At 58.7% G+C, this 9,741-nt stretch carries 11 protein-coding genes; 9 read left to right on the plus strand and 2 right to left on the minus strand.

Annotation, left to right across the window (positions count from 1 at the left end; all coding sequences use genetic code 11):
• Positions 1 to 110: 110 nt before the first annotated feature.
• Entirely contained in the window at positions 111 to 413 is a 303-nt protein-coding gene (locus B7L71_RS01200; RefSeq protein ID WP_081135341.1) for a DUF6482 family protein, read from the plus strand.
• Between the two features lie 10 nt (positions 414 to 423).
• Here B7L71_RS01200 and B7L71_RS01205 read toward each other — a convergent pair whose 3' ends face one another.
• The gene (locus B7L71_RS01205; RefSeq protein WP_081135343.1) at positions 424 to 831 is read right to left on the minus strand and encodes a thiol-disulfide oxidoreductase DCC family protein; all 408 of its coding nucleotides are present in this window, start codon (positions 829 to 831) and stop codon (positions 424 to 426) included.
• Positions 828 to 2,411: a cryptochrome/photolyase family protein gene (locus B7L71_RS01210; protein WP_081135346.1), complete on the minus strand. Its 1,584-nt coding sequence runs from the start codon at positions 2,409 to 2,411 to the stop codon at positions 828 to 830. The genes B7L71_RS01205 and B7L71_RS01210 overlap by 4 nt, the downstream gene beginning before the upstream one ends.
• Positions 2,412 to 2,529: 118 nt before the next feature.
• On the opposite strand from B7L71_RS01210, the gene hemH reads away from it, so the two are divergent.
• The 8 genes from hemH to mnhG all read left to right on the plus strand — a co-directional run bounded on the left by hemH (position 2,530) and on the right by mnhG (position 9,700).
• Positions 2,530 to 3,615, plus strand: coding sequence for a ferrochelatase (gene hemH, locus B7L71_RS01215; protein WP_081135349.1), 1,086 nt, complete (start codon positions 2,530 to 2,532; stop codon positions 3,613 to 3,615).
• 197 nt (positions 3,616 to 3,812) lie between these two features.
• Positions 3,813 to 6,161, plus strand: coding sequence for a putative monovalent cation/H+ antiporter subunit A (locus B7L71_RS01220; RefSeq protein ID WP_081135351.1), 2,349 nt, complete (start codon positions 3,813 to 3,815; stop codon positions 6,159 to 6,161).
• On the plus strand, positions 6,154 to 6,585 hold the full coding sequence (locus tag B7L71_RS01225; RefSeq protein WP_081135354.1) for a Na+/H+ antiporter subunit B: 432 nt from the start codon (positions 6,154 to 6,156) through the stop codon (positions 6,583 to 6,585). Before B7L71_RS01220 ends, B7L71_RS01225 begins: the two co-directional genes overlap by 8 nt.
• Before the next feature lie 33 nt (positions 6,586 to 6,618).
• Positions 6,619 to 6,966 (plus strand): Na+/H+ antiporter subunit C, encoded by a 348-nt coding sequence (locus B7L71_RS01230; protein WP_039182023.1) that lies wholly within the window; start codon positions 6,619 to 6,621, stop codon positions 6,964 to 6,966.
• On the plus strand, positions 6,963 to 8,564 hold the full coding sequence (locus B7L71_RS01235) for a Na+/H+ antiporter subunit D (protein WP_081135356.1): 1,602 nt from the start codon (positions 6,963 to 6,965) through the stop codon (positions 8,562 to 8,564). The genes B7L71_RS01230 and B7L71_RS01235 overlap by 4 nt, the downstream gene beginning before the upstream one ends.
• On the plus strand, positions 8,561 to 9,034 hold the full coding sequence (locus tag B7L71_RS01240) for a Na+/H+ antiporter subunit E (RefSeq protein WP_081135359.1): 474 nt from the start codon (positions 8,561 to 8,563) through the stop codon (positions 9,032 to 9,034). The genes B7L71_RS01235 and B7L71_RS01240 overlap by 4 nt, the downstream gene beginning before the upstream one ends.
• The gene (locus B7L71_RS01245) at positions 9,034 to 9,303 is read left to right on the plus strand and encodes a monovalent cation/H+ antiporter complex subunit F (RefSeq protein WP_039182034.1); all 270 of its coding nucleotides are present in this window, start codon (positions 9,034 to 9,036) and stop codon (positions 9,301 to 9,303) included. The genes B7L71_RS01240 and B7L71_RS01245 overlap by 1 nt, the downstream gene beginning before the upstream one ends.
• Positions 9,296 to 9,700 carry a monovalent cation/H(+) antiporter subunit G gene (gene mnhG / locus B7L71_RS01250; protein WP_039182037.1) on the plus strand — a complete coding sequence of 135 codons (405 nt, stop codon included), beginning with the start codon at positions 9,296 to 9,298 and terminating at the stop codon, positions 9,698 to 9,700. The genes B7L71_RS01245 and mnhG overlap by 8 nt, the downstream gene beginning before the upstream one ends.
• The last annotated feature ends 41 nt before the right edge of the window (positions 9,701 to 9,741 follow it).

The raw sequence follows: 9,741 nt of genomic DNA on the forward strand, positions 1-9,741 counted from the left end.
AACTCTTTTCTGTTATTGCCCTCTTAGAGAGATAGTGCCAGGGTAATATGATTGTCATGGGGCAAGGGCATGCTGTGCTCCATGGCAATGACCAATAACAGGAGGGAACCATGGAACTTAAAGAGCTTAAACAGTTCGTCGAACGTCATGACAATTTTGAAATTCGAGTAATCACGCACTCGGGCAGCCGGTTTTATCAGGTCGAGCTTGAAGATGTCGAGGGTGAGCGCCATATGCTGACCCAGCGTGGCAAGCCCATGCTGTTTCGTTCGCTGGACGATGTCTACCTCGAACTCAAGCGGGCAGGTATCCACCGGGCGTATCTTGTGCAGCACGTGCCTCAGGATGAAGTCATTGGTCGCGACGCCCACTACAGCGCGCCGCTGACCTCGCGTATGCCGCTGGTATTCTGACGCCCAGGCATCACTGATTGCGCGAGCGTGACCCGCATTTTTCCCACCATTGGCCCAGCCGAATTCGGCGACGGGCAAAGAACCGATAGCCTGCATCCATGACGGCGCGCAGGCCAGGCAAGCAAGACAGTCTTACCAGCCGCCTGTAGCCCAACACGGCATACAGGGCCCGGCTGGCATCCATCCCCACATACCAGTTTCCCTGCTGATCCTGAAGATGCAGTTGCCCCATCATGGCCTCGAAGCTGAGCCCCAATGCGCCGGGATCGAAATCCTCGTGCTGAATATCGACCAGACGAATGCGCTGGTGGTGGCGATGTTTGGCTAGCCAGGCCACTTCGACGCGACAAAAGGGGCAGTGTCCATCGTGGTAGAGCGTGACCGGTGGTTCGGCATGCAGCGTTGCGAAACGGCTCATGAGGAGCGCTCCTCGTGGGTGTACCCTTGGGTGTGAACGGCTTGCCCGTAATCGGCGGCAGTGGGGAGCGATGCCAGGAACTGTTCTGCCTGCTGACGCATGGCGTCGCGTTTTTCCTCTTTCATGCGTGCCAGCGAGCCGTAGATCAGCTTCATGCGTGGATTCCGATTGAGCTGTTCGGCATGGGTCTCCAGAAAATGCCAGTAGAGACTGTTGAGCGGGCAGGCCTTGGGGCCGGTGACCAGCTTGGGGGAGTAGCGACAGTGCTGGCAGTGGTCGGACATCTTGTCGATGTATTTGCCGGAAGCGCAGTAGGGCTTGGAGCCCATCAAGCCGCCGTCCGCGTGCAGCACCATACCCAAGGTGTTGGGTAGCTCGACCCACTCGCAGGCGTCGGCGTAAACGGCCAGGTACCAGTCGCACAGCGCCTCTGGCTTGACCCCGCAGAGCAGGGCGAAGTTGCCCGTGACCATCAGGCGCTGAATATGATGCGCGTAGCTGTGGTCGATGGTCATCTGGATGGCGCGTTGCAGGCAGCGCATGTCGGTCTTCGCATCCCAGTAGAAGGCGGGCAAGTCGCGCTGAAAACCCAGCTGGTTCTCTCGTTTGTAATCCGGCATGCGCGTCCAGTAGAGGCCGCGCACGTACTCACGCCACCCGAGAATCTGCCGTATGAACCCTTCCACGGCGTTGATCGGTGCCTTGCCTGCCTGATATTGCGCAGCCGCTTCTTCGCACACTTCGAAGGGCGTGAGCAGGCCAATGTTCATGGCAGCAGAGAGGCGCGAGTGGTACAGGTAGGGTGACTGGTCGCTGATGGCATCCTGATAGCGGCCAAAGTCGGCCAGCCCGTGGGTGATGAAGTGCTTCAGGTCCACCAGTGCTTGACGTCGGGTGACCGGCAAATTGAAGATCTCGATCTCGCCCATGTGCTCGGGGAACCACTCGGCGGCATTGGCCAGCGCTTCCTGAGTGGTTTCATCCTGCCCGTGCGCGGGGAGTTCAGGGAAGCTCAGCCCAGGCTGGACGGGTTCTCTGTTATCGTGGTCGAAATTCCACTGTCCGCCCATGGGGGCGTCGCCTTCCATCAGTAGCCCGGTACGTTTACGCTGTTCCCGGTAGAAGTATTCGAGGCGGATTTGCTTACGCCCCTTGGCCCATTGGGCAAAGTCGTCTGGGGTGGTGAAGAAGCGGTCGTCTTCCAGGATTTTCCAGGGCAGTGAGGCGGCCTGACGCTGCTGCATGGCGTTCCACAGCCGCCACTCGCCGGGGCGCGTCACACGAATTTCATCGCACTGGTACTGTCTTGCCAGCCGCTCGGCTTCATCGATCAATGATTGGGTGTTATCCGCATCGTCCATGCGGCTGTAATGAACGTTGAAGCCCTGGTCGCGCAGTTGTTGGGCAAAATGTCGCATGGCGGCCAGGAAGAGGCCGATCTTGTGTATATGGTGAGGGACGTAGCGTGCTTCTTCAGCGACCTCACAGAGCGCCACCACCGCGCCTTCAGGGGCCTGGCGAAGGGTAGGCAGGGTCAGGGAAAGCTGGTCGCCCAGAATGAGTAGCAAAGGCTTGGACATGGGTTGGCCTACAGTTATACAAATTATGTTGATAGTATAACTTTATCCCGCGTCTTTGCTGAAAAGTGATAAGATTTAGACCATTGTGAATGATCGACAGCCCCCAGGAGTAAGTGAGATGGCCGACAGCGTTGTAAAGGATCAACCAGGTGAAGGGCGCTTGGCCCACGCGCCAAGCAGTCATCCTCCGGTTGCCCCCGCCAAGGTGGGCGTGGTGCTGGCCAATCTGGGGACGCCCGATGCGACTGACTACTGGTCCATGCGGCGCTATCTCAACGAATTCCTGTCGGATAAGCGGGTCGTGGACTATGCGGGTTGGAAATGGCAACCGCTGCTGCAGCTCATCATTCTGACCAAGCGCCCCTTTACGTCGGGCCATGCCTACAAAAGCATCTGGAACACCGAAAAAGACGAGAGCCCGCTGCTGACCATTACCCGTGCACAAACGGAAAAGATGACCGCCCGGCTGAAAGCGCTGTATGGCGACAGTGTCGAGGTCGATTTCTGCATGCGCTATGGCAACCCTTCCACGGAAAGCGTGCTGAATCGCATGAAAGAGAAGGGCTGCGAGCGCATCGTGTTCTTCCCGCTCTACCCGCAGTACGGCTCGCCCACCACGGCTACCGCCAACGATCAGGCGTTTCGCACGTTGATGAAGATGAAGTGGCAGCCCTACCTGCGCACGGTGCCGGCCTACTTTGAACACCCGGCTTACATCCAGGCGCTGGCCAACTCGGTGCAAGAGGCGTACGACGGCTTTGAAAGCCGTCCCACCAAGCTCGTGGCCAGCTACCACGGTGTGCCGGAACGCTATCTGATGGAAGGCGACCCCTACCATTGCCAGTGCCAGAAAACCACGCGCCTGCTGCGTGAGCGTCTGGGGTTGAGCAAGGAGGAGGTCGATACCGCCTTCCAGTCACAGTTTGGCCCGGAAAAGTGGGTAGGCCCGCAAACCGTGGATCATGTGGCCGAGCTGGCCAGGCAGGGCCACAAGCACATTGCCATTCTGTCACCTGCTTTCTCCTCCGACTGTGTGGAAACCCTCGAAGAGATCAAGGAGGAGATTCACGACAGTTTCATGGAGGCCGGTGGCGAGACGTTCAGCTATATTCCTTGCCTGAATGATCGCGATGATCATATCGATGCCCTGTTGGCCGTGGTCAATAATGAGCTGTTGGGCTGGTTGCCCGTGCCCGCTCCGTAAGATTTCTGCTCGCGCTGACGCCGCTTTGGCCACTGCCCGAGCTTTTTTTATGCCAGCGAGGTGGCTGGAGTTTTTCGAAAGGCTGGTATAAGGTTTGTGCATATAAAATCACATTTATTCAACGTTTAAGCGGCACATGTCGTACCATGCGCCGCTTGCGGGAATAGTTTGCGCTTATTTTAGGGAGAGAACGCCGGATGCAATTTGCCGTTTTAATAGGCTTCGTGCTGGCAGCGTCGTCACCGCTGCTCAACCTCTGGTGTAGGGAACGAACCAGCCTGGTGCTGGCGCTATTTCCAGCGCTGATGGCCGCGTGGCTGATTGGCCAGGCCCCGGTGGTGCTGAGTGAAGGGCCGCAGCTGCTGGAGTGGGCGTGGGTGCCGTCGCTGGGGATCAGCCTGAGCTTTTTGCTGGATGGCTTGTCGCTGCTGTTTGGCCTGCTGATTTCCGTCATCGGTACTTGCGTACTGATCTATGCTGGCGGGTACTTGAAAGGCCATCCGGATATTGCCCGCTTCCATCTGGCGCTGGTGGCCTTCATGGCCTCCATGATGGGGCTGGTCATGGCCGATGGCCTGTTGACCCTGTTCGTTTTCTGGGAACTGACCAGTATCACCTCGTATCTGTTGATCGGCTTCAACCATAACGATATCGAGGCCAGAAAGTCGGCTCGCCAGGGCTTGTTCGTGACCGTTTCCGGTGGCCTTGCGCTGATGGCGGGACTGGTCCTGCTGGGTGTGGCCAGCGGCAGTTGGTCGCTGAGCGAGATTCTGCAGTCCGACGACAACCTGCGCGAGCATGCGCTCTATACGCCCATGTTGATCTGCCTGCTGCTCGGTGCGTTCACCAAGTCGGCGCAGTTTCCGTTTCATTTCTGGCTGCCGAACGCCATGGCGGCGCCAACGCCCGTATCGGCTTACCTGCACTCGGCCACCATGGTCAAGGCGGGTATCTACCTGCTGGCGCGCCTGCAGCCCGAGCTGGGCGGTACCGGCATGTGGGTGGGTATTCTCTCGGTGGTGGGTGCGACCACCATGCTGACGGGCGCCTTCCTGGCGATCCACCATACCAATATCAAGAAGCTGCTGGCCTACTCGACGATCATGGCGCTGGGCACCTTGACCATGCTGCTGGGCATTGGCTCCGACTATGCCATGACGGCGTTCGTCACCTTCCTGCTGGCGCACTCCATGTACAAAGGTGCGCTCTTCATGGTGGCGGGTATTCTGGACCATGAAACGGGTACCAAGGATGTCACGGCCATGGGGGGCTTACGGCGAGCCATGCCCGTGACGGCGACGATTGCCTTCGTGGCCGCGCTGTCGCTGGCCGGGGTGCCGCCGCTGTTCGGTTTCATTGGCAAGGAGCTGATGCTGGAGGCTGCCCTGGGCGCCGACAGCGTGCGCCTGATGCTGGTGCTGTTTGCGTTCTTCTCGGCCATTCTGACCATTGCCGTGGCGGCCATCATTGCGCTGCGCCCTTTCTTTGGCGCGCAGCATGCCACCCCCAAGGTCGCCCATGAAGCGCCGTTGAGCATGCTGGTGGGGCCAGCTCTGTTGGCCTGTGGCTCGCTACTGCTGGGGCTGGCGCCCGCGCTGCTGGGGGTGGATGCACTGCTGACCGCAGCGGCCACTTCGGTAGTAGGCGATGCGCTGACGGTTACCCTGTCGCTGTGGCACGGTATCAACGTGGCGCTGATCATGTCGCTGGTGAGCATGGCGCTGGGCTTTTTGCTGTTCAAGCGTTGGGACGAGGTGCGCAGCCATTTGGCGCGATTGGCACCGGTCATGCGCTATGGGCCGGAAGCAGGCTATGAAGGCTTCATGAATGGCGTCGTACGCTTCTCCGAGTGGCAGACCCGCATTCTGCAGAATGGCTACATGCGTAATTACATTCTGGTGATGCTGGTGGTGTTGATCGGCCTGATCGGTAATTCGATTCTGCTGCGCCACTCGCCCCAGCTGGCGCTGACGCTGGACGTGCGTTTCCATGAAATCATCGTGGTCGGTACCATGGCCATGGGGGCAATTTTTGCCACCATCTCGCGCTCGCGCCTGGGAGCCGTGGTGTCGGTTGGCATCATGGGCTTCTCGATTGCGCTGATCTTTATTCTCTTCAGTGCCCCCGATCTCGGCATCACCCAGCTGCTGGTAGAGACCATGACGGTCATTCTGCTGGTGCTGGTGCTGTTCCGCTTGCCGCGTTACTCCAACCTCTCGACCAGCCTCGAGCGCGTGCGCGATGGGGTCGTGGCAGCTGCCATGGGGGTCATGATCTTCCTGTTGATCATGACGGCATGGAGCATCGACCAGTTCGAAACCATTTCCACGTACATGGTCGAGAACAGCGCACCGCTGGCTCATGGGCGCAACATCGTCAACGTGATTCTGGTGGACTACCGTGCCCTGGATACGCTGGGCGAAATGTTCGTGCTGGCGCTGGCCGCCATTGGTGTCATTGCCATGTTGAAACTGCGTCACGATGGCCCCCAGGGCAAATCAGTAGAGGCGGAGAAGAGCAGCGTCAAGGAGCCCTACGATGGTTAAGTCAGGTACGATCATTCTCAATACGGCGGCACGCTTTTTAATGCCGCTGCAACTGATGTTCTCTATTTTCCTGTTGCTGCGTGGTCATGACGAGCCCGGCGGTGGCTTCATTGCCGGGCTGGTAGCGGCGGGGGCGTTTGCGCTTTATCTGTTTGCTTTTGGTGCCAGTGCCACCCGAGAAGTGCTGCGCATGGTCGACCCCCGCGACCTGGTCGGTGCGGGCCTGCTGTTTGGCATGATCTCGGTGGTGCCTGCCTGGTTCATGGGCGAACCTTTCTTGACCGCACAGTGGTGGACGATCCCAGGCATCGACTTCAAGGCCTCTACGCCGCTGATCTTCGATGTGGGCGTCTATCTGGCGGTGCTGGGTTCCGTCATGGGCATGGTCATGGCGTTAATGGAGGTGGACAAGGATGAGCCTTGAGCTGCATACCCCGGATAACATAGGAGGCTCCCCATGGAACCGTTAATGGCCCTGGCGATTGGTTTGCTGTACGCCACTGCCGTATTCATGATGCTGCGACGTTCGATCGTCAAGCTGGTGATCGGTTTGCTGCTGCTTTCCAACGGTGCCAACTTGTTGATTTTTACCACCGCAGGCATGACCCGTGGCGCACCCCCTCTGATTCCCGAGGGCATGCTGCAGCCATTGGGGCCCGTGGCTGACCCGCTGCCCCAGGCAGTGGTGCTGACCGCCATCGTCATCGCGTTTGGCGTGCTGGCGTTTGCCGTCGTACTGATTCGCCGCGCCTATGAAATCGTCAAGGCGGATGATTTGGACAAGATGAAGGATACCGACACGTGAGGCCTGAAGTCGCACTTCCCGTTTTGTTGCCTCTGCTTTCGGGGGCAATATCGCTGCTGTTCTGGCGGTCGCGGCCCATGCAGCGTTTTGTGGCCGTTGCCGGTAACGTTGCGCTGCTGGCGGTCAGTCTCTGGCTGTTTGTCGCGGTACTGAACGACGGCTATATCACCATGCAGATGGGCAACTGGCCCGCGCCATTCGGTATTACGCTGGTGGCGGACATGCTCAGTGCCGTGATGATCCTGCTGACCGGCATCATCGGTCTGGCCATGGGTATTTACTCATTGGCCACCACCGGGCGTGGTCATGAAAAATTCGGCTACTACCCGCTGATGCACCTGCTGCTGGCCGGTGTGGCCGGAGCCTTCCTGACCGGCGACATGTTCAACCTCTACGTGTGGTTCGAGGTGATGCTGGTGGCATCGTTCGCGCTGCTGATTCTGGGTGGCGAGCGTGCCCAGATGGAAGGAGCCATCAAGTATGTGACGCTGAACCTGTTGGCATCGGTGATCTTTCTGACCGCCGTCGGTCTACTGTATGGCACGGTCGGTTCGCTGAACATGGCCGATATCGCCCTGCGCATGGACGAAGCCGAACACAGTGGCATGGTGGAAGTGCTGGCCGTGATGTTCATGGTGGCCTTTGGTATCAAGGCGGCCGCGTTTCCGCTGTTTTTCTGGCTGCCCGCGTCCTATCACACGCCGCCCGTGGCGGTATCGGCGCTGTTTGCCGGGCTGCTGACGAAGGTCGGGGTGTACTCGCTGTTCCGCGTTTTCACGCTGATCTTCGATCAGACCATGGGCTATCTCCAGGACATCATGTTGTGGGGTGCAGTCTTGACCATGGTCACCGGCGTACTCGGGGCGGCGGCGCAGTATGAGTTCCGCCGTATTCTCTCGTTTCACATCGTCAGCCAGATTGGCTACATGATTCTTGGTCTGGCGCTCTATACCCCGCTGGCCATCGCCGGTGGCGTGTTTGCGATCATGCACAACATCATCGTGAAAACGAACCTGTTCCTGATCAGTGGTATCACGCACCGCTTGCAGGGTACCTATCAGCTCAAGAAGATGGGCGGGCTGTATCGCGAGCGCCCCTGGCTTGCCGTCGCGTTCTTCATTTCGGCTTTCTCGTTGGCAGGCATACCGCCGCTGTCCGGTTTCTTCGCCAAGTTCGTACTGGTGCGAGCAGGCCTGGAAGCGGGCGCCTATGTCGCCACCGGGATTGCTTTGGCCGTGGGCTTGATGACCCTCTACTCCATGGTCAAGATCTGGAACGAAGTGTTCTGGAAAGCCTTGCCGGAAGAGAACAAGGTGCCTGCAACCCAAACGCCCACAGGCGATGATGGCCGTATGCTCAAACCGAGCCTGTGGATGATGTATCTGCCGGTGATCGTATTGGCCATGATGTCGCTGCTGGTAGGTATTTTCGCCGAGCCCATCATGCAGGTCATGAATCAGATTGGCGATCAATTGATGAATCCTGCAGGCTACATAGAGGCCGTGCTCGGTGAGTCGGCGAATGTTATCGATGCGCTGCTGGAGTCGGCAGATGCGGGCGTGGATCAGGCGAGTGACGTTCAGGAGGAGGCTCCATGACCGGTGCAATTTGGAACTTGTTACTCGGCCTGGCCTGGGTACTGTTGAGCGGTGACTTCTCGGGCTTGAACCTGCTGGTAGGCATGGTGTTTGGTTATATTGCGCTGGTGTTGATCGAGCCTCAGGTCGAGGCGCTGAAGGGATACCCTTTACGAGTGCCGCGCATCATCGGCTTCATTGGCTTCTTCATGAAAGAGCTGGTGCAGGCCAATCTGCGCGTCGCCTTCGACATCCTGACGCCGCCGTGGCACATGCAGCCTGGGGTGATTGCCTTTCCGCTGGCCGCTCGCACGGAAATGGAGATCACCATGGTGGCCAATCTGATTTCGCTGACGCCAGGTACCTTGAGCCTGGACGTCTCCGATGATCGCCGTGTGCTCTATATCCATGCCATGTTCCTGGACGATGAAGATGAACTGAGACGCAGCCTCAAAGAGATGGAGCACCGAGCCCTGGAGTTATTTCGCTGATGGATACCGTGATTTTGATTAGCCAGGTCTTGATGGGCTGTGCCCTGATACTGACCTTCGTGCGCGTGGTGCGTGGCCCTAGCCTGCCGGACCGAGTGGTAGCGCTGGAGCTGTTTTCCACCACGGTCGTGGGGCTGGTGGGGGTGTACGCCATTCAGTCAGGTGTATCGAGCTTTCTGGATGCTGCCATCGTCATTGCGCTGATGGGCTTCCTGGCCGCCATCGGGTTTGCTCGCTTTCTGGAACGTGGAGGGCCGCGGGATGATTGATTTCGTCAAGGGAACGCTGGTTTTGACAGGTGCCAGCTTCATGCTGCTGGCCTCCATTGGTCTGCTGCGGCTGCCTGATTTGTTGACCCGTATGCACGCTACCACCAAGGCGGCTGCACTGGGGGTGATCCTGATCATGCTGGCGGCTGCCATGCACTTTGCCGAAGTAGGGGTGGTGGCGCGGGCATTCGCGATCATCGTCTTTATTTTGATTACCGCCCCCATCGCCGCTCACGTGATTGGCAGGGCGGGTTACTTCGTGGGCTCCCGCCTATGGAGCGGTACGGTAAAGGACGAGCTCAGGCCCAATTATGATCCACTCACCCATGAATTGAAGAGTGGGCTGGAAACCGAGGAAAACGCCAAGCGTCAACCTCGACCAACGGACCCTGATTGACGGCTAATCAACGAGTTAGCTAAAGGCCACCTTCGGGTGGC

This window comes from Halomonas sp. BC2 (genome assembly GCF_002078115.1).
Lineage (GTDB): Bacteria > Pseudomonadota > Gammaproteobacteria > Pseudomonadales > Halomonadaceae > Vreelandella > Vreelandella stevensii.

Coding starts and splice junctions, on each gene's coding strand:
- B7L71_RS01200 (WP_081135341.1), top strand. CDS start 111: ATGGAACTTAAAGAGCTTAAACAGTTCGTCGAACGTCATGACAATTTT.
- B7L71_RS01240 (WP_081135359.1), top strand. CDS start 8,561: ATGACCGGTGCAATTTGGAACTTGTTACTCGGCCTGGCCTGGGTACTG.
- hemH (WP_081135349.1), top strand. CDS start 2,530: ATGGCCGACAGCGTTGTAAAGGATCAACCAGGTGAAGGGCGCTTGGCC.
- B7L71_RS01245 (WP_039182034.1), top strand. CDS start 9,034: ATGGATACCGTGATTTTGATTAGCCAGGTCTTGATGGGCTGTGCCCTG.
- B7L71_RS01210 (WP_081135346.1), bottom strand. CDS start 2,411: ATGTCCAAGCCTTTGCTACTCATTCTGGGCGACCAGCTTTCCCTGACC.
- mnhG (WP_039182037.1), top strand. CDS start 9,296: ATGATTGATTTCGTCAAGGGAACGCTGGTTTTGACAGGTGCCAGCTTC.
- B7L71_RS01225 (WP_081135354.1), top strand. CDS start 6,154: ATGGTTAAGTCAGGTACGATCATTCTCAATACGGCGGCACGCTTTTTA.
- B7L71_RS01230 (WP_039182023.1), top strand. CDS start 6,619: ATGGAACCGTTAATGGCCCTGGCGATTGGTTTGCTGTACGCCACTGCC.
- B7L71_RS01205 (WP_081135343.1), bottom strand. CDS start 831: ATGAGCCGTTTCGCAACGCTGCATGCCGAACCACCGGTCACGCTCTAC.
- B7L71_RS01220 (WP_081135351.1), top strand. CDS start 3,813: ATGCAATTTGCCGTTTTAATAGGCTTCGTGCTGGCAGCGTCGTCACCG.